20 protein-coding genes are annotated in these 21,559 nt (G+C 59.0%); 16 read left to right on the forward strand and 4 right to left on the reverse strand.

Annotation, left to right across the window (positions count from 1 at the left end; translation table 11 throughout):
* The first annotated feature begins 78 nt into the window (after positions 1–78).
* The 8 genes from ACO6TG_RS24450 to ACO6TG_RS24485 all read left to right on the forward strand — a co-directional run bounded on the left by ACO6TG_RS24450 (position 79) and on the right by ACO6TG_RS24485 (position 9,828).
* Positions 79–2,661 (forward strand): ATP-binding cassette domain-containing protein, encoded by a 2,583-nt coding sequence (locus ACO6TG_RS24450; protein ID WP_422375583.1) that lies wholly within the window; start codon positions 79–81, stop codon positions 2,659–2,661.
* Between the two features lie 95 nt (positions 2,662–2,756).
* Positions 2,757–3,215 (forward strand): cyclic nucleotide-binding domain-containing protein, encoded by a 459-nt coding sequence (locus ACO6TG_RS24455; RefSeq protein WP_094069941.1) that lies wholly within the window; start codon positions 2,757–2,759, stop codon positions 3,213–3,215.
* Between the two features lie 10 nt (positions 3,216–3,225).
* A complete protein-coding gene (locus ACO6TG_RS24460; RefSeq protein WP_422375584.1) occupies positions 3,226–4,050 on the forward strand; it encodes an MBL fold metallo-hydrolase in 825 nt (274 codons plus the stop codon).
* A gap of 306 nt (positions 4,051–4,356) precedes the next feature.
* Positions 4,357–5,514 carry a helix-turn-helix transcriptional regulator gene (locus ACO6TG_RS24465; RefSeq protein WP_422375585.1) on the forward strand — a complete coding sequence of 386 codons (1,158 nt, stop codon included), beginning with the start codon at positions 4,357–4,359 and terminating at the stop codon, positions 5,512–5,514.
* 97 nt (positions 5,515–5,611) lie between these two features.
* Positions 5,612–6,967, forward strand: a complete 1,356-nt coding sequence (locus ACO6TG_RS24470) for an adenylate/guanylate cyclase domain-containing protein (protein WP_422375586.1) — start codon at positions 5,612–5,614, stop codon at positions 6,965–6,967.
* A gap of 177 nt (positions 6,968–7,144) precedes the next feature.
* Positions 7,145–7,912, forward strand: a complete 768-nt coding sequence (locus ACO6TG_RS24475) for an SDR family NAD(P)-dependent oxidoreductase (protein WP_422375587.1) — start codon at positions 7,145–7,147, stop codon at positions 7,910–7,912.
* Positions 7,913–8,069: 157 nt separating this feature from the next.
* Positions 8,070–8,594: a hypothetical protein gene (locus ACO6TG_RS24480; protein WP_422375588.1), complete on the forward strand. Its 525-nt coding sequence runs from the start codon at positions 8,070–8,072 to the stop codon at positions 8,592–8,594.
* Entirely contained in the window at positions 8,587–9,828 is a 1,242-nt protein-coding gene (locus ACO6TG_RS24485; RefSeq protein WP_422375589.1) for an HlyD family secretion protein, read from the forward strand. Before ACO6TG_RS24480 ends, ACO6TG_RS24485 begins: the two co-directional genes overlap by 8 nt.
* A gap of 55 nt (positions 9,829–9,883) precedes the next feature.
* Here the strand turns inward: ACO6TG_RS24485 and ACO6TG_RS24490 are convergent, their stop codons facing one another.
* Positions 9,884–10,273, reverse strand: a complete 390-nt coding sequence (locus tag ACO6TG_RS24490) for a VOC family protein (protein WP_422375590.1) — start codon at positions 10,271–10,273, stop codon at positions 9,884–9,886.
* A gap of 87 nt (positions 10,274–10,360) precedes the next feature.
* Here ACO6TG_RS24490 and soxR point away from each other — a divergent pair, with 87 nt between their 5' ends.
* A complete protein-coding gene (gene soxR, locus ACO6TG_RS24495) occupies positions 10,361–10,843 on the forward strand; it encodes a redox-sensitive transcriptional activator SoxR (protein ID WP_422375591.1) in 483 nt (160 codons plus the stop codon).
* A 560-nt stretch (positions 10,844–11,403) separates the two neighbouring features.
* Here soxR and ACO6TG_RS24500 read toward each other — a convergent pair.
* Positions 11,404–11,661, reverse strand: coding sequence for a YjhX family toxin (locus tag ACO6TG_RS24500; RefSeq protein WP_094069950.1), 258 nt, complete (start codon positions 11,659–11,661; stop codon positions 11,404–11,406).
* 1,034 nt (positions 11,662–12,695) lie between these two features.
* Here ACO6TG_RS24500 and ACO6TG_RS24505 point away from each other — a divergent pair.
* A complete protein-coding gene (locus tag ACO6TG_RS24505) occupies positions 12,696–12,998 on the forward strand; it encodes a phosphatidylglycerophosphatase (protein ID WP_422375592.1) in 303 nt (100 codons plus the stop codon).
* A 19-nt stretch (positions 12,999–13,017) separates the two neighbouring features.
* Here ACO6TG_RS24505 and ACO6TG_RS24510 read toward each other — a convergent pair whose 3' ends face one another.
* On the reverse strand, positions 13,018–13,218 hold the full coding sequence (locus ACO6TG_RS24510) for a DUF6455 family protein (protein ID WP_422375593.1): 201 nt from the start codon (positions 13,216–13,218) through the stop codon (positions 13,018–13,020).
* Positions 13,219–13,506: 288 nt separating this feature from the next.
* On the opposite strand from ACO6TG_RS24510, the gene ACO6TG_RS24515 reads away from it, so the two are divergent.
* From ACO6TG_RS24515 to ACO6TG_RS24530, 4 genes are all read left to right on the forward strand, one after another.
* Positions 13,507–16,005 (forward strand): flagellar hook-length control protein FliK, encoded by a 2,499-nt coding sequence (locus ACO6TG_RS24515; RefSeq protein WP_422375594.1) that lies wholly within the window; start codon positions 13,507–13,509, stop codon positions 16,003–16,005.
* A gap of 13 nt (positions 16,006–16,018) precedes the next feature.
* Positions 16,019–16,300: an EscU/YscU/HrcU family type III secretion system export apparatus switch protein gene (locus ACO6TG_RS24520; RefSeq protein WP_422375595.1), complete on the forward strand. Its 282-nt coding sequence runs from the start codon at positions 16,019–16,021 to the stop codon at positions 16,298–16,300.
* Between the two features lie 182 nt (positions 16,301–16,482).
* The gene (gene gatB / locus ACO6TG_RS24525; protein ID WP_422375596.1) at positions 16,483–17,964 is read left to right on the forward strand and encodes an Asp-tRNA(Asn)/Glu-tRNA(Gln) amidotransferase subunit GatB; all 1,482 of its coding nucleotides are present in this window, start codon (positions 16,483–16,485) and stop codon (positions 17,962–17,964) included.
* Positions 17,965–17,990: 26 nt separating this feature from the next.
* Positions 17,991–18,365: a GFA family protein gene (locus ACO6TG_RS24530; protein WP_422375597.1), complete on the forward strand. Its 375-nt coding sequence runs from the start codon at positions 17,991–17,993 to the stop codon at positions 18,363–18,365.
* 39 nt (positions 18,366–18,404) lie between these two features.
* Here the strand turns inward: ACO6TG_RS24530 and ACO6TG_RS24535 are convergent, their stop codons facing one another.
* Positions 18,405–19,319 carry a DMT family transporter gene (locus ACO6TG_RS24535; protein ID WP_422375598.1) on the reverse strand — a complete coding sequence of 305 codons (915 nt, stop codon included), beginning with the start codon at positions 19,317–19,319 and terminating at the stop codon, positions 18,405–18,407.
* A gap of 197 nt (positions 19,320–19,516) precedes the next feature.
* Here ACO6TG_RS24535 and ACO6TG_RS24540 point away from each other — a divergent pair, with 197 nt between their 5' ends.
* Entirely contained in the window at positions 19,517–21,055 is a 1,539-nt protein-coding gene (locus tag ACO6TG_RS24540) for an ArnT family glycosyltransferase (protein ID WP_422375599.1), read from the forward strand.
* A gap of 39 nt (positions 21,056–21,094) precedes the next feature.
* The gene (locus tag ACO6TG_RS24545; RefSeq protein WP_422375600.1) at positions 21,095–21,559 is read left to right on the forward strand and encodes a GNAT family N-acetyltransferase; all 465 of its coding nucleotides are present in this window, start codon (positions 21,095–21,097) and stop codon (positions 21,557–21,559) included.

The raw sequence follows: 21,559 nt of genomic DNA on the forward strand, positions 1-21,559 counted from the left end.
CGCATCGATCACGGATCGCTAATATACCAAATCTGATCTGCTTGCACATGTTTGATCCTTATCTGTTTGGATGAGCTTATGGAAAAGAGCCTTTTCGGTTTTATTTGGAAGTATAGTGCCAAGCAGCAGATCTTCATCCTCATGGTCACCGTGCTCACGTATCCGGTGGTCTATTTCCTGCTCGAACTGCCAAAACTGATCGTCAACGATGCGGTGCAGGGCGACAATTTTCCGCGGACAATTTTTGGCTTCGACTTCGACCAGATCCCCTATCTGGTGCTTTTGTGCCTGACATTTCTGTTTCTCGTGGTCGTCTCCAACGGCCTGAAATTCTATCTGAATGTCTACAAGGGGCGCCTTGGCGAGCGCATGTTGCGGCGCTTGCGTTTCGAGCTGTTTCAACGCGTCCTGCGTTTCAGACTGCCGCATTTCCGGAAGGTCAGTTCTGGCGAAATCATTCCGATGATCACATCGGAAGTGGAAGACGTCGGCGGCTATATCGGCGAAGCGTTTGCCTTGCCTGCCTATCAGGGTGGCATGCTGATCGTGCAGCTCGGCTTCATCTTCATGCAGGACCCGCTGCTCGGTCTTGCCGCGATCAGCTCCTATCCGATCCAGGGCTACGTTATTCCGCTTCTGCAGCGGCGCGTCGTGCTGCTCTCGCGCAAGCGCGTGAAGAACGTGCGGGTGATTGCCGACAAGGTCGGCGAGAGCATTACAGGTGTTGCCGAAATTCATGCCAACGACGCGGCTGCCTGGCATTCGGCGGACATCTCCGACAGGCTCTATGAGAACTTCAAGATCCGCTACGAGATCTTCAATCGGAAGTTCCTGATCAAGTTCCTGAACAATTTCATGAACCAGCTGACGCCGTTCTTCTTCTATCTGATCGGCGGCTATCTCGTGATTGAAGGCAATCTCAGCATCGGCGCACTGCTGGCCGTGATTGCCGCCTACAAGGACCTTGCCGGCCCCTGGAAGCTGCTGCTGTCCTTCTATCAGATGACGGCGGATGTCAGCGTCAAGTACCAGACCGTCGTCGAGAATTTCGACCCGTCCGACATTTACGACACCGAGCGTCTGACCGCAGACGAGACGGTCGAGCTCACCGGCGACGTCAAGTTCGAGAACGTCAATTTCTCCGGTGGTGCCGCGGGTCAGGAAGTCATGGACGTGTCCCTGACCGTACCGGCAGGCAGCTCCACCGCCATTGTCGGGCCAGACGGATCAGGGCGATCGGAGGTGCTGCAGCTCGCGGCCGGACTGGTCTCGGCCTCCACCGGCCGGGTCCTTATTGGCGAACACGATCTGGACAAGCTGACGGATGCGACGCTCGGCCGCGAGATTGCCTATGTCGGCGGCGCCGTCCATGTCTGGACCGGCACGATACGGGACAATCTCTATTACGGCCTTAGGCACAGACCGCTCGTACCACCCAAGCGCGAAGGCGAGGATCTGAAGAATTATAAGCGCCGGGTCAGCGAAGCGAAGCTGACCATGAATCCGATCTATGACCTGGGCGCTGAGTGGGAAGACTTCGAAGCCGCCGGTGTCGACAATGAGCGCGCGCTTGACCAGAAGGCGCTTGAACTTCTCAAGGCCGTCAAGCTCGACAAGGACATTTACCGTCTTGGTCTGCAGTCCCGTTTCGACCCGTCCCTGGATGATGGTTTCGCCGACAAGATCCTGAGCGTGCGGAACAATCTGGCCGACCGGATTGCGAAGGAGCCCGCGCTCGGCGGATTGGTCGAGCTTTGGAACCGGGACCAGTTCAATGCGAGTGCCAGCCTGGCCGACAATCTGTTCTTTGCCGTCCCGTCGGACCCGAATGTCACGATGGACGATGTGCCCGATCTCGAAGAGGTCAAGGCCTTCCTGACGGAAACCGGCTTCGACAAGAAGCTGCAGCAGATCGGTCTGAAGATTGCCGAGACCATGCTGGAACTGTTCTCGAATGTCTCGGGTGACAGTGGCCTTCTTGGCGCCTATTCCTTCATCACGCTCGATGAAATTCCGGATTTCGAACGCATTGTCCGGATCGCGAAATCCGGTCAGCAACGGCCTGGCCTGACGGAGGCCGACCGGTCGCGCCTGACCGGCCTTGCGTTCAAGCTGGTTCCGGCCCGTCATCGTCTGGGGGTCATGACGGATGAGCTCAGGGACGAGGTCATCGACGCGCGCAAGCGTTTCCTTGAGAGCGTGGTCAAGAACAGCGACAGCTTCGTTGCCTTCGATCCGGATGTCTATCTGCCGCCGCTCACAATCGAAGACAATCTTCTGTTCGGGCGCGCGCGCGTCGACCGGCGTGACGCTCGGCGCCGTATCGATGATGTCATTCGCGCGATCGTGGAAGAGACAGGGCTAAGGCATCCGATCATCTATGCGGGCTTCGGCTATCATGTCGGCGTAGCCGGTTCCAAGCTTTCCGCGGGCCAAAGGCGCAAGATCGCTCTGGTGCGCGGCCTTCTGAAAAACGCAAAAATCACCATATTGGACGATATCGCCACCGGGATGACAGAGGACGACAAGGGCCTGCGCGACGGCTTGCGGGACATCCTTGCCGAAAAGACATTCCTGTATGGCACGTCCAACGCAGACATAGCGGCCGAATTCGAGCAGCGTTTCGTATTCGACCAGGGACGGCTTGCAGACAAGGGGTAACGGGATGGCGGTGAGGAGAAGGGCAGTCGGTTTGCCGACGATGCCAGGCACATCGGACAAAACCTGGCCCCAGAACGAAACCGGGGGAGAACGGTATGACACTTGAAACGGAAGTCGAAGCGCTGCGAAAGGTGCCGCTTTTTCATGGCATTGACGAGACGAAACTGCGCCTCCTGGCCTTTATCAGCGACCGAACCGAATATCCGGCCGGCGAACGCCTCTGCTCGCAGGGAGAAGAGGGCGATTGCGCCTTCATCATTCTTGCCGGCGACGCGGACGTTCTGGTTGCGACCCCGGAGGGGGAAAAGAAGGTTGCCCAGGTTTCGGAGAACTCTATCGTCGGTGAGATTGCCATTTTGTGCGACGTGCCACGAACGGCGACGCTTGTTGCCGCAAACAACATGGATGTTCTGACCGTTTCCAAAGATGATTTCTTGAAACTCTTGAAAGAATTTCCGGATATCTCACTTGAAGTGATGCGGACATTGGCGTTGCGGCTTGAACGGACGACCCGGGACTTGGCCGATGCGCGCCGCAGCGCTGGCAACGGCTAGGGAGCAACATGTGACCGAGGAATTTTCGCTTCGCTGCTGGGGCGCGAGAGGATCGACGCCGACACCCGGATCAAGCACGCTGCGTTACGGCGGCGAGACCTCTTGCTTCGAGATCCGTGCAGGCGATGCGCTTGTCCTTGTTGACTGTGGGTCAGGAGCCCGCAATCTCGGCATGGAATTGTGCCGGCACAAGACCCGATCTTTCGATCTCCTGTTCACGCACACGCATCTCGACCACATCTGCGGCCTGCCGTTTTTCAAGCCGGCTTATGATCCAAGTTTCGAAGTAACGGCCTGGGCCGGCCATTTCCAGGATGAGACCAACCTCGTCGACATCGTCAGCCGGATCATGTCGCCGCCGATATTTCCGGTGGCCGCCAAAACGCTGAAAGCTGTTGAGTTCAAATCCTTTACCGCGGGGGAAAACCTTCCACGGTCGGACGATCTGGTGATCCGCACAACCCGGTTGAATCATCCTGGCGGCGCGTGCGGTTACCGGTTCGAATTTCACGGCAAGTCCCTGTGCATTATCACCGATCACGAACATGGTGATCCCGAGATTGACGCTGCCCTTCCGGACTTTGTCCGGGACACGGACATCATGATCTATGATGCCATGTTTACCGACGACGAATACCAGACCTACAAGGGCTGGGGCCACTCCACCTGGCAAAAGGCCGTGCAGCTCGCCAGAGAGGGAAATGTGAAGACCCCGGTCCTGTTTCACCACGATCCGCGCCGGTCTGACGACGAACTGGATGAAATCGGCCTTGCGGCCCAAAACGCCTATCCAGGCACACTGGTTGCCAGCGAGGGGATGGTTCTGCGTCCCTGATCGCTTTCCTTGCAACGGCTAAAAAAAGGGGCGGCCCAAACGGCCGCCCAAAAAACACTACAGTTTAAAAATGGATCATATCGCCACGTGCAGGAATGCGGGTATTCCGTGATTGCACCTGGAAAACGCGCCCGGGTACCTTGAAAACGCGGTACACGAGAGCGACGAATACGATCAATAGTTGTTTACAGGGTGTATGCATTAAGTGCATGGTCCAAATGGACTAAGCGGTAGCAATTTTGTCGGTGAGCACTGCCGGATTGCAGGGTAATATTGTAATATCTAACAGTGTTCGTTGGGGCGGGCATGACTGTTGAAGCTGAAAAGTATATTCACTTGACGAACCTCGCGGTTGCAGCAGCTTTGCAGCCGGATCGCTGGCAAATGTTCCTGGATGAACTTGGTCAGGTGCTTGGAACACAGGTGTGCACGCAGCTCATCGGCTATGATGAGCAGACGAAGGTGGCGCCGCTCGCCTATTCCTCAGGTTACGATCCGGCCATCCTGGAGATTTACGAGACGCACTACGCCGACAAGAACCCATTTGCCGCGAATTTCGCCAAATGTGCGGTTGGCGACGTCATCTCAACCTTTCAACTCTGTCCACCCGACAAGCTTCGGAAAACAGAGTTTTATGCCGATCTGTTGGCACCACTTGAAGACATTACCGGTGGCGGAGGATCCATGCTGGCGTTCGACGCAGACCGGATGTTTCTGATCGGCGGCAACATGCGTGAAAAAGACCGGGACCGATACGAGGCGGACTGGTTGCAGTTATGTAGCCATCTCGCGCCCGTCATCCGCCAATCCCTTGAAATCAACCGCACGATTTCAGGGCTTTCTTTCGAGAAATGGGCCGCCGAGCAGCATTTGCTGGGGTCGGGAACCGCACTATTTGTCGTAGATCCTGCCATGGCGATCCACTATGCCTCTTCAGAAGCCGAAGCGCTGCTTGCCAGTGGCACATTGGTTGGCGACGGTTTTGATCGTCGTTTAAGGTTTCGCTCTGAAAAGGTGCAGCAAGAATTCAGCGACTTCGCACACTTTCAGGCCAGGGGCGACCACAACATCTTCAAGAACTGGCGGTTGACCGGCGATGATGGCCGGACCTGGACATGCCGAACCATTGGGGTCCGTCTGGCCGATCTTGATCGCACCCCATTCGGCATTTTCATGGACAAGTCCATTTCCGCAATTCTTGTGGCCTTGAAACGGGACGTGAACAGCGTTTCCTTGCAGGAACAGGCGCAGCGTTTGCTCGGGTTGAGCCGCGCGGAAACCGACACGGTCCTGAAGCTCGCAGACGGGCTTACGCCGGCGGAGATAGCCGAAGGGCGGAAAATCAGCGTCCATACGGCCCGTAACCAGGTCAAGTCCGCCCTTGCCAAGACCGGATGCCGACGGCAAAGCGATCTCGTTCGCATGGGGGAGCAGTTGCGCCAGCAGGCTAGCTGGCAATCCTGAGCCCCGCTCACATCCGCTCACAATCCCGCGGGCCTGCTTGCGCAATCCTTCAGAGGCGTGGAAACTCCGGTCACCGTTTCTTTTTCCCGGCGGCGACATGAGTTCATTTGTAAAAACAGTTCAATATATTCTGCGTGGCGGACCGCCCGTAGATGGTCTGCCCGACCGGGTTCGCGAGGATATCCGGGCGCGCGAAGCCTCTTCGGAACGGCTGATCGGCTGGGTGCAGCTTGGCCTGGTGCTGTTCTTTTCAACGCTTTATGCCATCGCGCCACGGGCGGAGGGGTCGGCCGGTTTCAACTTCGTCCCCTATGCGCTGATGGCGTATTTTCTGTTTACGGTAACGCGGCTGGTCCTGTCCTATCGCTATGAATTGCCGGAATGGTACCTGCTGGTGTCGATCTTCGTCGACATGAGCCTGCTGGTGGGATTGATCTTTTCCTTTCACATTCAATACGGCCAGCACCCGACTTTCTACCTGAAAACCCCGACGCTGATGTATGTGTTCCTTTTCATAGGCATGAGGGCTTTGCGCTTTGATCCGCGTTTCGTTTTGACAACAGGGCTTGTCGCCGTGGCGGGCTGGCTTGGGCTGGTGTTCTATGCGGTCGTTGCCGATATGGACCGGATGCGGGTCACCCGCAACTATGTGGAATACCTGACCGGAAACAACATTCTGATCGGCGCTGAACTGGACAAGACCATGGTCATTCTTGCGGTGACCGTCATTCTGTCCGTTGCCCTTTACCGGGGCCGGTCCATGCTGTTTGAAGCCACCAAGGACCACGCGGCGGCCATGGATCTGCGCCGGTTCTTTTCGCCGGAAGTCGCTGCCTCCATCACCGACGCCGATACGGAGTTGCAGGCGGGTGAGGGCCGTCAGCGGGACGCGGCGATCCTTTATGCCGATATAAGGTCCTTCACCTCGACTTCGGCAACGCTGGCCCCCGAAACGGTCCTGGCGGTCCTGGCCGAATACCAGAACATGGCCGTGGAGGTGATCGTCGAGGAAGGCGGGCGGGTCGACAAGTTCCTGGGTGACGGCATCCTGGCGACTTTTGGCGCGGTTCAGGACAGCGAAACCTATGCCGCCGATGCCCTGCGCGCCGCGGCCCGGCTGGTCGAATCCGCTGCACTGGAGCAGCAGCGTTTCCTGGAGGCCGGCTGGCCCCATCACCTTGAAATCGGCACGGCCGTTTCCGCCGGCCCGGTGACTGTCGGCGTGATCGGCTCGAAACGGCGCCTGGAATTCACGGTGATCGGGGACGCTGTCAACAGGGCGGCAAAACTGGAAGACGCCAACAAGGTCGAGCGCTCGAAGGCATTGACCGACAAATCGACTTTCGATCTAGCTCTTTCCCAGGGGCTGGACCTGCCGCTACTGGAAGCGCGGCCCGGGGCGGATGTCGCGGGTATGAAACAACCGGTCGACCTGGTCGTGCTGGCCCGATAACCGACACAGACACATCGTTTTACTCAAACCGTGAAACGCTCTAGGGCTGGACCACGCGGAAATGCTTGACCGCAGCGTTATTCTCGGTCACTTTGCCCGGTAAATTGACCTTATCGTCAATAAAAGAGATTAAATCCATTGATTTCAATGGATTGTGCCCTTCTTGAGGAGAGTGACGTGAAACTGGATTCTTCTGTAGCCGCAATTGTGACAGGCGGGGCCTCGGGGCTCGGGGCGGCAACGGCCCGCATGCTGGCCGGTGAAGGTGTCAAGGTGACCCTGTTCGACCGCAACGCGGAGCAGGGGCAGGCCGTCGCGGCCGAAATCGGCGGTCTTTTCGCAGATGTTGATGTCACGGATCAGGCCAGCGTCGAGGCCGGTTTCGAGACAGCACGCAAGGCTCATGGCCAGGAACGGATCCTGGTCAACTGCGCAGGCATTGCACCGGTTGCAAAGACCACGTCGCGCGGCGAGGCGCATCCGATCGACATGTTTGAAAAGGTCGTGGCGGTCAATCTGATCGGGTCCTTCCGCTGTCTTTCGATCGCTGCAACGGGCATGGTGGAGCTCGACCCGGTCACGGCCGACGGTGGCCGCGGCGTGATCGTGTCGACCGCATCGGTTGCCGCATTTGATGGTCAGATCGGCCAGGTTGCCTACGCTGCCTCGAAGGCCGGTGTCGCCGGCATGACCCTGCCGGTTGCCAGGGATCTGTCGAAATCAGGTATTCGTGTCATGACCATCGCACCGGGCATCTTCGAAACACCCATGCTGCTGGGTCTCTCCCAGGAAGTTCAGGATTCGCTCGGTCAGCAGGTCCCGTTCCCGTCACGGCTCGGCAAGGCTGCGGAATATGGCCAGCTGGTCAAGTCGATTTGCGAAAATGACATGCTCAACGGTGAGACTATCCGTCTGGACGGTGCGATCCGCATGGCCCCACGCTAAAAAAAGGTGTTGCCGGCGGCACGCAATGGGTGCCGCCGGATTCGCCAAAGTATTCCACAGACACACTTTTTCATACGCAAATGGTCAAATCCCGACTAAGCTGACGCAGCGGCGCTCGTATTTCAGCAGCGCCTTTACGAATTCGGGGGACTGACCAATGGCCGAACAAGCGCATGATCTTGCGCCACATCATCTGCCGCCCTTCATACCAACGGCAGATGGCGGTGATTGGCTGATGAGTGTCATGCTGGTGGCGCTGATTGTCGGCGTCATTCTGCTCGGCGTGTTTTACCTGCATCTTCATTCCATCCCCGAACGGCTGGCGCACAAACACGGACGCATGCAGTTTGAACTGGTCGCGGTGCTCGGTCTGCTCGCGCTGTTCACCCACAACAACATCTTCTGGGTGGCGGCCTTGCTGCTGGCCTTTATCCAGCTGCCGGATTTCTGGACGCCGCTGGAATCCATGGCCCATTCCCTGAGCCGGCTTGCCGGAACCGGAGGGGTTTCTTCCGAAACTTTGGTGGAACGCGATGAGGAAGCGGAATTTGCCGGAGCAGCGGCACCGTCCGCCGAAAACCTGATCACGGAAGGCGGGATGGCTGCGGCATCAGTGCCGGCAGAACCAGAACCAGCAAAACCCGAGCCTGCGAATTCGGAAGGGGAGAACAAGCATGTTTGAGCTTCTGTTCTGTTCGCTGCTGACGATCCTTCCGGACTTCCTGATCCGCCGATTTGTTCAGGGCAAGCGCATCGGCAAGGAAATCACGCTTTATTCCGTCTGGTTCGAACTGCGATACGGCATCGTTCTGTGCCTGATCCTTACCGTCTCCCTGATCACGCTGATCTTCTATTTTCATCCGACCTCCTCGACTGCGGTTTCCTCCTTCCGGACTGTTCCCATCCTGCCTGAGGGTTCGGGCCGGGTGATCGAGACCTATGTGCCGCGGGAACTTGAAGTTGAGGTCAAGGCAGGTGATCCGATCTTCAAGCTAGACAGCACACGTCAGGAAGCCGATGTCGTCACGGCAACGCAGGCAATCGCGGAAATTCAGGGCGAGATCGCCCTGGCACAAGGTGAACTTGCCGTAGCGACAGCACAGGTCGAACAGGCCGAAGCGTCCCTCAAACAGGCCCAGGACGAACTTGATACACGCCAGGAACTGTTCGAGCGCAACGCCAATGTTGTCAGTGAGCGCGATCTTGAAAAGCTGCAAAATACGGTGGCGGCACGACAAGGCGCTCTCAACGCAGCCAAGGCAAACCAGGATCTGGTGGAAACGAAGATCAACGTGTCGCTGCCGGCCCGGTTGAACAGTGCGGAGGCCCGGCAGGCGGAAGCGCAGGTCGAGCTGGAGAAAATGACGGTCTATGCCGGCGTTGACGGCACGGTCAGTCAGTTTGTTCTGCGCAAGGGCGATATCGTCAATCCGCTCATGCGACCGGCGGGCGTACTGATCCCGGCGGACGCGCAAAGAGAGCGGATCATCGCCGGATTTGGTCAGATTGAGGCACAGGTTCTCAAGGAAGGCATGGTTGCGGAGGCGTTCTGCGGAGCAGTGCCCTTCACGATCATTCCGCTGGTCGTCACGGAAATCCAGACACAGATCGCGTCTGGCCAGGTCAGCACCGGCGGGTCTCTTTATGACGCCAGCCAGTCCGTGAAACCGGCAACGATCACGACGCTTCTGGAGCCGCTTTACGAAGATGGCCTAAGAGACCTTCCTCCAGGTGCGGTCTGTACCGTCAATGCCTATACCAACAATCATGAACGGCTTGCCTCCGGCGAGCCGATCGGGACAGGCGAATTTGTCTTCCTGCACGCGGTGGACACCGTTGGTCTGGTGCACGCCATGCTCCTGCGCCTGCAGGCCTTGCTCTACCCGATCCAGACGCTTGTCCTGACCGGGCATTAATGGCGATCGAGATGGACGGACGGCAATCGCCGTCCGTTGCCATGTCACTCTGCGTTCAGTCCGCGTAGCTGACCACCTCGAATTCGATACCGTCATCATCGTCGAAGTAGAAGCGGCGGCCTGGCTCATAGTCCCCGTGATTGTGGGTCTTGTACCCGCCGGCCTTGATCCGTTGTTCCGTGGCATCGATGTCTTCGACAACGACGGCCACATGATTGAGGCCACCATGGGTGTGGTAGCTGACGGCATTCGACCGCTGGGGCGCGTCCGCCGGACGATAGGCGGCGATATAACTGGTATCGTTGCCGATATGGTAGGTGGTGCCGCCCCCCAGGCTGGCGCCTTTCCAGCGGATCTTCCAGCCGAACCAGTCGTCCAGTCTTTTAGCCGTTGCCTCCGGGTCGCTGACGGTGACGTTCACATGTTCCAGGAATGCACTGCTCATGGCCTTGTCCTTTCAGGTTTGACCTTTCTCGGACACTGGAGATAATTCCTCAAGTAAGGTTGAGGTCAAGATCGAAAAAGGAAAAAAATGAAGAAGCTTATGACGGGTGCTGATCCTTTGACCATCGGCGAGCTGGCGGAAAGAACCGGTTTGTCCGTGTCGGCCATCCGGTTTTACGAGGACAAGGGCCTGGTTCACCCCGGCCGCAATGCCGGTGGGCAGCGCCGCTTCCTGCGCGCCGACATAAGGCGGCTGTCCTTCGTGCTTGTGGCCCAGGAGTTCGGGTTTTCCATTTCAGAGATCGCGGACCAGTTGAAACGTTTGCCGGAGGGCAGGGCGCCAACCAAGGCCGACTGGTCGCGCATCAGCCGCGAATTCCGTGCACATCTCGATCAGCGGATCGAGCGGATGACGGCGCTGCGCGACAAACTGGATTCCTGCATCGGTTGTGGCTGCCTGTCCCTGAAATCCTGTCAGCTCTACAACGCAGGCGATGCAGCTGCGAGCAAGGGCCGGGGACCGCGTTACCTGCTCGGTGACCGCCCGGATCTCATGGCTTCAGACTCATAACCAGTCGCTTTTGAAGATGGAACAAAGTCCTTCAATGCTCCTTTTGCAAACGAGCCAAATCGGCCCAAAGCTGCAGGCAAATGCGTGCCGTCGTCGCTGAAATGAAACAACAGGGCCTGACGGGTATCGCTTTCAATCCGATCAAAGCCGCCCAGCCGGATACCGTTTCCGGAATCCGGCGTTTGATGGTTTAGAGCGTGTCGCGTTTAGTACGATCCAGCAACCCTCGATTTTTGCGTTGAAATCTTTGATTTCAGGCAGCGAAAATCGGGACCGGTTAGACGCGATTTGCTCTAGGGTCCGTGGACATTTAGGTTTCGGTCTTGGCGCTTGTCGGATTTCGGTTTTCGAGCAGGAGGAAAGGTCGCGGTGGTGTCGGCACCACAAGGACTTTCCGACGCACGCCAAACCGAAATCCTCTGCGTCCTGAAGAGATTTGGTGCAAATGGCTCATTTCGGCGTCGCAAAGGCTTGAAAGGGTTAGCCCTTCCTGCGCCTTTGCTTCTGGAACCGAGCCATTTGCATCCAAACCAAGACCAAATCCTAATTGTCCACAGACCCTAGCGGTTGTCGAGTTGAGCGCGGACCCTTTTCAACCCGAGTTGGGTGATGCGATAGGGGCCGCTGTTTTTCGACGAAATCAACCGCTTGTATTTCAGTTTATGAAACAGGTGCGGCGTGCACCCGCCCCAGAACCAGCCGTCCCGGGTAACAGTTTCATGATTTAGGATGCGGCCGTTCTCGTCCTTTTCAACGAGAATGTAACCGCCTTGAGCCAACAGGTGCAGAACCCGCTGCTCGGCTTTGGAAATGTCCATTGATGCTGAGAAGCCTGACTGAACATCAACCGCTGCAGTCCACCCCCATTGGCGGCCTGGAGTCACAGGCACCTGTGCATTCACGGCTCCGGGAGTAAATGCCTGTTCGGCAGTCCGGACGTGTACCAATGGCTGCGTTGTCTGTTGCGGTTGGTGAAAACACAATCGATCAGCTGCCGCAGCTCGACGCATGCAGCGCTGTGTTGTGATCCCGGCTCTTCTTGGCCGGGCTTTACCGGGACTGTTTAGATCCGCGCATAAAACCTCTCAATTGATGCGAGAGCGTCTATCACGAGAGCGGAAACCTCACAATAGCAGGGTTTGAGAGTGTTCAGGTTTTGCGCGGACCCTGTTGCAAAATTGCCCTGAATTTTGGGCCGGGACAGGTCTTGACGCCGGTAATGCCGGGTTTTCCGAAAAACGTTAGCTGCGTTCCGCCGGCCAATAGCCGTTGTCAGGATTTCTGGAAACGGCGACGGCTTTCACGTCTTTCGAGCCGCAGGCGCTACATTTCAGTGTTTCGCTCAATGCGGAAATTTTCTGATCCCCGGCATACCGCGCTGCACTCATGTAGCGGAACCGACCACAATGGCCGCACAGTATAGCAAGACGACGATCTGTCTCGCACAATACTTGTACAGTTGGGTCTTCTTTCTCAATCGTGGAAAGTAAAGCCATGTAAATAAATCTTGTTGCTCGGCAATGGAGACGGGTCGAATGCCGTCATTCGGCAATCTTAGTATTTCAAAGTAGCACAGGGGATCTAGAAGTAAAGGGATAAATATTTACATGAATTGCAATTCATGTTCTTTCGGTTACGAAAACTTTCGTAATATTGTGCGGTGTTTCTGTCTTTTTCCGTAGATGTTGTTTGATGTGCAGTGCGAAGCGGCAGGCTGGCAAACGTGGCAATCGAGCCGGTTCTTCGGTGCGCTGCAAACCGGAATGGAAATCACTTGCGCTGTCCGGGCGAAGGGGGGCGGTCGGCAAGATTGTGCCTCGCCTTTTGACATCAGGGACGTTATGAGAAGCCCATGACGATGCTCTCAGACACTTGGCTGGATCTGGTTGGCCTGTCCGGTCTTTTGAACCCGTTTGCGCTGCTGATTGGCGCTTATCTAGGCTGGCGCGCCGACCGGCTGCAGAAACTCTGGATCGCCGGATTTGCGGCGGCAGCGCTGTCGCTTATCCTGGAGGCAGCTGTAGGCATGCTGCAATTGCCTCAGCCGATTTCTCAGGACGCGGGGGCTCTTGCCATGTTCCCGTTCCGGTTTGCCGGAGGCTTTCTGGTGGCGCTTGCAGCCTTTTGGCTCAGCCAGCGCCGCAAGCGCGGCTGAGCGCGATCTGGATGCTGGTCTAAGAACGCCAGCTGTTGAACAGCTCTGCGTTCGGGCAGGCGTCCAGTGCCTGATCGGCCCCCTCAGAATTTACGTCCAGCCATTTCCGGCAGGTTTCCGTTTCCGAGCAATTGATGCAGCGAAAGGCTGCGGCCCGAATTTCGGCATCCGAATGCGCCGCTGTGGGCAGGTGTTTCATTGCACCGATTGTATCAAGCATTCTGCCCATCAATTCGGCACGCTCATTCAGGCGGTCCATCCAATTCAAGCTCAGTCTCCTTGACATGGGGAGCTTCGGTACTGTGGCGGCGCTTCTGTCTGGTTACGGGCCGGAAAGCTGCTACCGATTGTCGCTCAAATCTGAGGCAACGCAGCCCGGGGTGCCTTGATCCGTGTCAACTCTGGGATTTCTTTAAGAAACCGGCCATACTCACAACCTATGATTCCCGGACCCTGGGCTTTGCCCTGAGGGCCTGCAGGCGAAAAGCCTCCACCCGGAGAAGGTGTGATGGTTGAAACAGTGAGTGCGTCGACCCTGCCGCAGGGGGCTGCCAACGGTTCCGCTGCCTCCCAGCTCGAGCCGGGGACTGAGCTGAAGGCGCGCGTGGAAAGCAATATGCCTGGTGGTGTCGTCCGGCTGGCGACAGCCGACGGCAAGGTCGACTTGCGCGTTTCCGCCCCCTTGCCGACCAATGCGGAGGTGATCGTCACTGTTTCCGGCAGCAAGCAGCAGCCAACCATCCTGATCACGCCCGACAAAGGCGCAGCACCTCCGGCGCAGCAGCCAGCAGGCTCCGGGCAAGGCCAGGGTGGCGCTCAAACTCAGGCGCCTCCGGCCCAGGGCGGGTCGGCGCAGCCTGCGCCGGCCCTGCCGACGGTTGCCGCGCATCCGGTTGTCACCGCCACTCCAACGGGGGCACATCTGGTTCAGGTCCTGCCGGCCAGTGTGCCGTTGGCTCAAGGTGGTAGCCCGCCAGGCCAAGCGCCCGTGTCCACCGGGTCTGCGCTTTTGCAAACGCCATCAGCACAGACGTTCCTGTCCGGGCAGCCACCGCTGCCAGTTCAAGGTCAGCCTGCTCCGGCGAGCGCACCGCAGCAAGCCGGCGCACCTCCGGCGCAGGCTCAACCCGCGCCTTTGAACGGACCGGTTGCTTCGGCCGGCTCACAGGCTGGTGCCACCAATCAGATCCTGTCACCAGCAATCGGCGCGAACGCAGCGCCGCCGCAGGCGGGAGCAGCGCCAGGTGCGCCAATCGCGCCGGGCACTGCTGCAACCGTGCAGGCCGCCCCGCCTGCCGGCGGACAGATAACGTCAAGTGGAACCCAGACCGGCTTGCCACAAAACACATCAGTAACAACCGGAGCGCCGGCAAATCTGGCCGGTACAGCGCCGCCGGCCCCGCCGGGTTCTTTGTCCGGTGTGGCTGCAGGGGCCGTTTCGACGCCCCCATCACCGGCCATTGCTGTTCCCGGGTCTCAATCCGGCTTGCCGCCGCAGCCTTCGGTTCAGCCTGCGTTGGCGACGGGAGCTCTCCCGTCTTCATCGACACCCGGTCCTCAAGCGACGGGGCAGCCGGGCCAAGCCCCGGGTTCTCTGCCGGCCTCGGGGCCGATCGGGGCAGGTGGCGCAGCTCCATCGGGGACGTCCGCGGCCGGACCAGTGCCGGGCACGCCGCCGAATTCTGCGATCCAAACCGCACCGCCGGTCCAGTCGGGGCAAGCAGGCGTGAGCACGGTGGGCTCGCCCGCGTCCTTGCAGAGCCCCGCGCCGGCTGGTGCCCTTTCGTCGGGTCCCCCTGCTGCCCCATCAAATGCACCTCCTGCGCCGGCGTCCTCCGGCCCGGCTCCGCAAGTTACCGGTACCGCGACCACTGCCCAGTTCGTTTCCCAGGCTGCGGGGGCGAATGCTGCGCTCGCGACATTGACGGCAGGCGCCGGCGGCCTCGGCCAGCAACCAGGGGGCGCGCCTGTCCGGATCCTGCCCGGGCAACCCTATCAGCAACTTGGCGGTCAGGCGCTCGGGGGGGCTGCGACGCAAGTGTCCAGCCAGTCGTCTGCGCCCACAGGTCAAGGACCTGTGGCACAAATTGCGGGCGCGTTGACCCAGCCCTTGAGCGAACAACAGGCTGGTCTCACCAGTCTCTTTGCGCAGATCGGCAGCTTGATGAGTGCACAAAATGCCGGAAGCGTGAGCCTGCCGGACTCCGTCGCAAAAGCCATGCAGCAGATCTTCGGACTAAGGCTCAACCTTTCCGGCGGTCCGACTGCAGGCGATTTACAACAGGCGGTGCGCCAGTCCGGCCAGTTCCGGGAGGCGCAACTGGCACTGCCGGGAAACTCGGGCGGTGCAGTTCCCGATCTGAAGTCGGCCTTGCTCTCCTTCAAGTCTCTGCTTCAACAGCTTGGCCTCCGCCCGGAAATCACGCGTCCTGCCGGACAGCCAGCCGCGCCGTCCCGCCACACCCCGCCTCAAGGTCAGGTGCCGCAATCGGCGAGCGGATATTGGGCGGGCGCGGCGCCGCAGAACCTGCAGGCGCTGCTCAAGGAAACAGATGCGGCTCTTGCACGTCTGCGGCTCACCCAGCTTGCCAATACAGGTCTTGCCCGGGAGAGCGGGCCGCAAGTGGCGGCCAAGCCAATGGATGTGGTGCTGGAACTGCCGCTCGCGCTGGGTCAGGAAACCGCAGTCATGCAGATGCAGATCGGCCGGGATGGGGCCGGCAATCAGACAGACGAGGAAGGCGAACCCGCGTGGCGGCTCAGATTTGCACTCGACCTGACTGCCACAGGCCCGCTGGAAGCCGCAATTTCGCTTCGCGGCGGCGGCACCTATGCCAGCCTCTGGGTCGATCGCAAGGACACGTTCGACAATCTGAACGCCGTCCGGGAGACCATGGAGGCCGCCTTCGCAGATGCGGGGCTCGACCTGCAGGAATTGCGGCTGGTGCGTGGCCTGCCGCCGAAGACTGCGGCTTACTATGGTGCCATGATCGATCGGCAATCATGAAGGGACGTTTGGTGTGAGCCAGAGCGATACTGACAAGAAGCTGGCCGTGGCCCTCAAATATGAGAACGAGGGCGCGCCGTTGGTCACGGCAAAGGGGTCTGGAACTGTTGCAGAGCAGATCGAGCGGCTGGCGCGGGAAGCTGGCGTTCCGATCGAACAGAACCCGATGATGGCCGAGGCCCTGTCGCAGATCGAAATCGATCAGGAAATCCCGGTAGAGCTTTATCAGGCCGTTGCTGTGCTGGTCGGTTTCATCATGCGCACTGGCGAGGCGCAGCACCCGCCGCGCTCCTGATCGGTGACTGATATCGTCACCAAGTACGTTCCACTGTGCGAAAGCGCTGCCGACGGACAAGGAAACCCTTGCAGCGCGGCCAATTCCCGACTAGGTCATCAGTCTGCCAATTGTTCGCGCCGCAGCAAACCTGCCTCGCTGTGGTTCCGCGCGAAATCGAACGAACAGGATTCTTGACGAAAATGACGATTGTCGACGTACGCACACCCGATCCGAAGAAATTCATCAAGGGCGCGACCGGCGACTGGGAAATCGTGATCGGCATGGAAGTCCATGCCCAGGTCACGTCCGACGCCAAGCTCTTTTCCGGTGCCTCGACCGAATTCGGCAAGGATCCAAACGGCAATGTCAGCCTCGTTGACGCGGCCATGCCCGGCATGCTGCCTGTGATCAACGAGGAATGCGTGCGACAGGCGATCCGCACCGGCCTTGGCCTGAAGGCCGAGATCAACCTGAAATCCGTTTTCGACCGCAAGAACTATTTCTATCCGGATCTGCCGCAGGGCTACCAGATCTCGCAGTTCAAGCAGCCGATTGTCGGCGAAGGCAAGATCCTTCTGGATATGCCGGACGAGCAGGTCGAGATCGGGGTCGAGCGCCTGCACCTGGAGCAGGACGCCGGCAAGTCTCTGCACGACCAGCACCCGTCCATGTCCTTTGTCGACTTGAACCGGTCCGGCGTCGCGCTGATGGAGATCGTGTCCAAGCCGGACCTGAGGTCCGCGGATGAAGCCAAGGCCTATCTCGGCAAACTGCGCACTATCCTGCGCTATCTCGGCACCTGTGACGGCAACATGGACCAGGGCTCCATGCGCGCCGACGTCAACGTGTCGGTTCGCAAGCCGGGCGGTGAGTTTGGCACGCGCTGCGAAATCAAGAACGTCAACTCGATCCGTTTCGTTGGCCAGGCCATCGAATACGAAGCGCGCCGTCAGGTCGCGATCCTGGAAGACGGTGGTTCGATCGACCAGGAGACCCGTCTGTTCGATGCCGCCAAGGGCGAAACACGGTCCATGCGCTCCAAGGAGGAGGCGCATGACTATCGCTATTTCCCGGATCCGGACCTGCTGCCGCTGGAATTCACGCAAGATTTTGTCGATGACCTGGCCCAGCATCTGCCGGAACTGCCGGATGACAAGAAAAACCGCTTCATCAGCGACTACGGCCTGACGGCATATGATGCCGACATCCTGGTCGCTGAAAAGGCGTCTGCCGATTTCTTCGAGCTAGTCGCCAAGGGCCGCGATGCCAAGCTTGCCGCCAACTGGGTGATCAACGAGCTCTTCGGCCGTCTCAACAAGGAAGGCAAGGATCTTGCCACCAGCCCGGTTTCTGCGGCTCAGCTCGGTTCCATCGTCGACCTGATCAAGGACGGTGTCATTTCCGGCAAGATTGCCAAGGACCTTTTTGAAATTGTCTGGACCGAGGGCGGCGATCCGGCAGCCATCGTCGAAGAGCGTGGCATGAAACAGGTCACCGACCTCGGCGCGATCGAGGCGATTGTCGACGAGATCATCGGCGCCAACCCGGAGAAGGTTGAGCAGGCGAAGGCAAAGCCAGGCCTTCTCGGCTGGTTTGTCGGCCAGGTGATGAAACAATCCCAGGGCAAGGCCAATCCGCAGGCTGTCAGCGACATGCTGAAACAGAAAATCGGCCTGGAATAAACACGGCACTCTGGGAGGAGACAGCCATGGCGGTCACATTACCGATCACCGGAGCCTGCCATTGTGGTGCTGTCTCCTACGAAATGAAAATCCAGCCGCGGTTCGCCGTGGAGTGCAATTGCTCGGTCTGCCGCAGTCTCGGCACGGTCTGGGGACACGGCGAGGCGGGCGACATCACCGTGACTGCAGCCCCCGACGCGACCCTCAGCTATTCCCGTGGTGACAAGGAACTTGCCTTCCACACTTGCCGGACATGCGGCTCGACCACCCATTGGGAAGCCGTCAAGGGCGACGCCAAGGGCCGCATGGCTGTCAATCTGCGTCTTGCAGCGCCCGGGACGATCAAAGAGATTGGCCACCGTCTTTTTGATGGGGCTGACACGTGGACCTTTCTGGACTGATTTGGGCCTGCAACCAGCAGGCTCAAACCATCAGGAAATCTATCGCCTTGAGAGTTGCCGCTCCCTGTAGAACATGTAGAGGCCGGCTGCGACGATGATCGCAATGCCGGTCAGGGTGGCGCTGTCGGGGACATCCGAGAAAACAAAATAGCCCAAGAGGCTGGCCGACAGGATCTCCAGATACTGCAAGGGGGCCAGCGCACCGGCCGGCGCCAGCCGAATGGCTTTGGTCGCCAGCAATTGTGTGAACGTGCCGATCAGGCCGAGAACGATCAGCAGCGCCCAGTCGACGGGTGCGGGCGGCGTGACCACGAGAAAGGCAATGTTCAGCGGTGCGCCCAGGCTCATGGCGGCAACAATCGCAACAGCCCCGGAACAGCACATCCAGAACTGCAGCGCAAGCGGCGTTTCCCTGGCGTTCTGGGCCCGTGTGAGGGTAAACACGATTGCGACAAAGATGGCCGACAACAAGGGCAGCAGAGCCGCAGCGCCAAACTGCTCAAAGCTGGGCCGTGTGACGATAAGGGCGCCGGAAAAGCCGACGGCAACGGCCGTTATCCGCCTCAGCCCGAGCGTTTCCCCCAGAAACATCGCCGCAAACAGCGTCAGCAGGAAGGGTGAGACGAAGTAGATGGCCGAGGCGTCGGCGAGTGGCAGCAGCGTGACAGCCCAGAAATAGGAAAGCGAGGCAGAGGCCAGGAGCACGCCGCGCAACACCTGAGAAATTGTCGGAACAGCCAATCTGCTGCGTTCGCTGAGGAAGAAGAAGGCAGCGAGGATCAATATCTGGACCAGAAGCCGGGCCAGGGTGATCTGACCCGGTGCCATCTGCGACCCGAGCGATTTTGCGATCGCATGGGAGATGGGTGCGGTCAGAACCGCAACGGCCATGAAGATCATGCCTTGTTCAAGGCCGCTCTCCGCTGGTTTGAGGGGCCGGACATCAAGGGCCAAGGGAAACTCCGCAAATTGAATTGGGGCCGAAGCGTAGCGACGCAGTCCTTTCCTGACCAATCAATGATTGTGACCTTGGTCTTCAAGAGGATTGATCGATGACAGTCTGACCAGCGCCAGGCCGTATTGCTGGGCATCCTTGCGGAAATGCGCTAAACGGCGCGGGACCTTTTGTTTGATGTGATTTGCTGAGTCGAATGCCTTCCGAGACCCTGGACAGACCTGACAGGCCCTTTTACGCAACCCCGTTGGGCGTCTGGGTCATTGTTGCGCTGTGGGGGCTGTCGCATCTTCTGTTGCGCGCTCTGTCAACGCCTGTGCTCGGCACGGACGACATGTTCGAAAACGTGCTCGTCCAGACGCTTCAACCCGGTTACATGCTGCGTCAGCCGCCGCTTTACGAGTGGCTGCTCTTTTCCGCGCAGCAGGTCTTCGGCCCGACGATCTGGGCCGCGCTTTTTGTCAAATACGGCTTGATCTCGATCGCTGCGCTGTTCCTGTTCCTGATCGCCCGCAAGGCGATAGCCGGTCCGCGTCTCGCTGCGCTCTGTGCCTTTTCCTATTCGCTCTATTACCAGTTCGGCTGGAACCTGCATGAGGGTGTCACCCACACGGTGGTGCTGACGACGGCCTGCGCCATGAGCGCGTTCTTTTTCCTGAAGGCGCTGGAAACGCGTCAGCTGGTCTTTTATCTGCTCTTTGGAGCAGCAGCCGGCGCCGGGCTTCTGGGCAAGCACTCCTACCCGATCTTCGTTCTGGCTCTTTTGCTGGCGGCTTTGAGTGACCCGGTCTGGCGCTTCCGACTGCGCCTTGGCGGCCTTCTGCTTGTGCCGCTGGCCGCGGCACTGGTCTACAGCCCCTATGCCTGGTGGATCCTCAGCGAGGGCATGAAACTTCTGGCGTCGGTCTCCGACACGATGGGGGTCACGGCGCAAACGTCTCATCTGAACCGTGCTGCGGAAGGGCTTGGGAAGCTCGCCTTCGGTCTTGTCGGCTTTTCCGTGCCCCTGGTACCGCTCTTGTTGCTGCTGTTTTGGCCGCGATATCTCGGACGAAGGAAGCCGTCAGTGTCCGCGGTCAACGATGTTGCCCGTCTGTGCGGACGCACGGTCCTGGCCATGATCATTTTGACCGCGCTTCTGATCGTTCTCACCGGTGCCACCTATGTCAAGGAACGGCACATGCATCCCCTGATGCTGCTTCTGCCGGTCTTCCTGTTTGCGGATCTGGAGCGTTTCGGATTTCAGAAGCAGTGGCGCTGGCTTTGTGCTGTCCTGCTGGCAGTAGTGGCCGTGGCGTTCCTGGCCCGGGTGCCGGGCCTTGTTGCACCTGACCGGTTCTGGTGCGGCGGCAAATGCCGCCATATGAAGCCCTATTCGGAGTTGAAATCACCGCTTTCAGGGCTGGGAGCTGCGAATGCGACACTCATTGCGGATAACGGCTATACCGGCGGCAATTTGCGGGTGCTCTTCCCCGATGCCCGCTTGGTCACCAAGGCGATTCCGTCACCCGAGCCACCGCGCGACAAGTGTTTTTTCGTCTGGGAAGAGGGCGATGAGAAGCCCGAGGCATCGGCCGCCGAGCGATTTCATCGAAACGCCTTCTGGAAAGGCTCCGCACCGGTCTCTGCCACTTATCTGAGCGGCACCTGGCCGCATGCGTTTAAACCGCAGGGCTGGCGAACGACCTGGTGGGGTGTTGCGGAGTTGTCTCCGGAAGATCCTGTCTGCCAATAAAAAGTGACAGTTGTGGAAGCTGTCTGGAACGCGAGTAAAATGACCCATTCGATCACGATCAAAAAGGCTCTCCCTGAACACCTTCAGTCAATCGTTGCCATCATCAATGCCGGCGCGACGTCCGTCCGCAAGGGACGGGAGTTTGATGATTGGGAGGAGTACAGGCCGGCTTTCGACGCGCTGCGAACCTCACCGGAATGCGAAATTTATGTGGCACTCAATCAGACGGGCGAGGTGGTCGGCACCTTTCAGATCCATTTTCTCAAAGGCATTGCCTTCAAGGGCCGCCCGCGCGTGGAGCTGGAAAGTGTGCATGTGCGCCCCGATCAGCGCGGCACCGGCGTTGGCCGGAAGATGATGGAACATGCCGAGGGTCTGGCGGCGGAAGCGAATGCCTGCATGATCCAGCTCACGTCCAACAAGGAGCGGGACGGCTCGCATCACTTCTACCGGAGGCTCGGCTATGATCAGAGCCATCACGGTTACAAGAAATTGCTGATGTGA

It is taken from the genome of Roseibium sp. (genome assembly GCF_965233565.1).
Classification (GTDB): domain Bacteria; phylum Pseudomonadota; class Alphaproteobacteria; order Rhizobiales; family Stappiaceae; genus Roseibium.

Bases quoted from the DNA above. Each gene is read 5' to 3' on its own strand.
- ACO6TG_RS24485 (WP_422375589.1), top strand. From the start codon at position 8,587: ATGTTTGAGCTTCTGTTCTGTTCGCTGCTGACGATCCTTCCGGACTTC.
- ACO6TG_RS24540 (WP_422375599.1), top strand. From the start codon at position 19,517: ATGCCTTCCGAGACCCTGGACAGACCTGACAGGCCCTTTTACGCAACC.
- gatB (WP_422375596.1), top strand. From the start codon at position 16,483: ATGACGATTGTCGACGTACGCACACCCGATCCGAAGAAATTCATCAAG.
- ACO6TG_RS24470 (WP_422375586.1), top strand. From the start codon at position 5,612: ATGAGTTCATTTGTAAAAACAGTTCAATATATTCTGCGTGGCGGACCG.
- ACO6TG_RS24505 (WP_422375592.1), top strand. From the start codon at position 12,696: ATGACGATGCTCTCAGACACTTGGCTGGATCTGGTTGGCCTGTCCGGT.
- ACO6TG_RS24450 (WP_422375583.1), top strand. From the start codon at position 79: ATGGAAAAGAGCCTTTTCGGTTTTATTTGGAAGTATAGTGCCAAGCAG.
- ACO6TG_RS24510 (WP_422375593.1), bottom strand. From the start codon at position 13,218: ATGCTTGATACAATCGGTGCAATGAAACACCTGCCCACAGCGGCGCAT.
- soxR (WP_422375591.1), top strand. From the start codon at position 10,361: ATGAAGAAGCTTATGACGGGTGCTGATCCTTTGACCATCGGCGAGCTG.
- ACO6TG_RS24465 (WP_422375585.1), top strand. From the start codon at position 4,357: ATGACTGTTGAAGCTGAAAAGTATATTCACTTGACGAACCTCGCGGTT.
- ACO6TG_RS24490 (WP_422375590.1), bottom strand. From the start codon at position 10,273: ATGAGCAGTGCATTCCTGGAACATGTGAACGTCACCGTCAGCGACCCG.
- ACO6TG_RS24500 (WP_094069950.1), bottom strand. From the start codon at position 11,661: ATGGACATTTCCAAAGCCGAGCAGCGGGTTCTGCACCTGTTGGCTCAA.
- ACO6TG_RS24530 (WP_422375597.1), top strand. From the start codon at position 17,991: ATGGCGGTCACATTACCGATCACCGGAGCCTGCCATTGTGGTGCTGTC.
- ACO6TG_RS24545 (WP_422375600.1), top strand. From the start codon at position 21,095: ATGACCCATTCGATCACGATCAAAAAGGCTCTCCCTGAACACCTTCAG.
- ACO6TG_RS24480 (WP_422375588.1), top strand. From the start codon at position 8,070: ATGGCCGAACAAGCGCATGATCTTGCGCCACATCATCTGCCGCCCTTC.
- ACO6TG_RS24515 (WP_422375594.1), top strand. From the start codon at position 13,507: ATGGTTGAAACAGTGAGTGCGTCGACCCTGCCGCAGGGGGCTGCCAAC.
- ACO6TG_RS24455 (WP_094069941.1), top strand. From the start codon at position 2,757: ATGACACTTGAAACGGAAGTCGAAGCGCTGCGAAAGGTGCCGCTTTTT.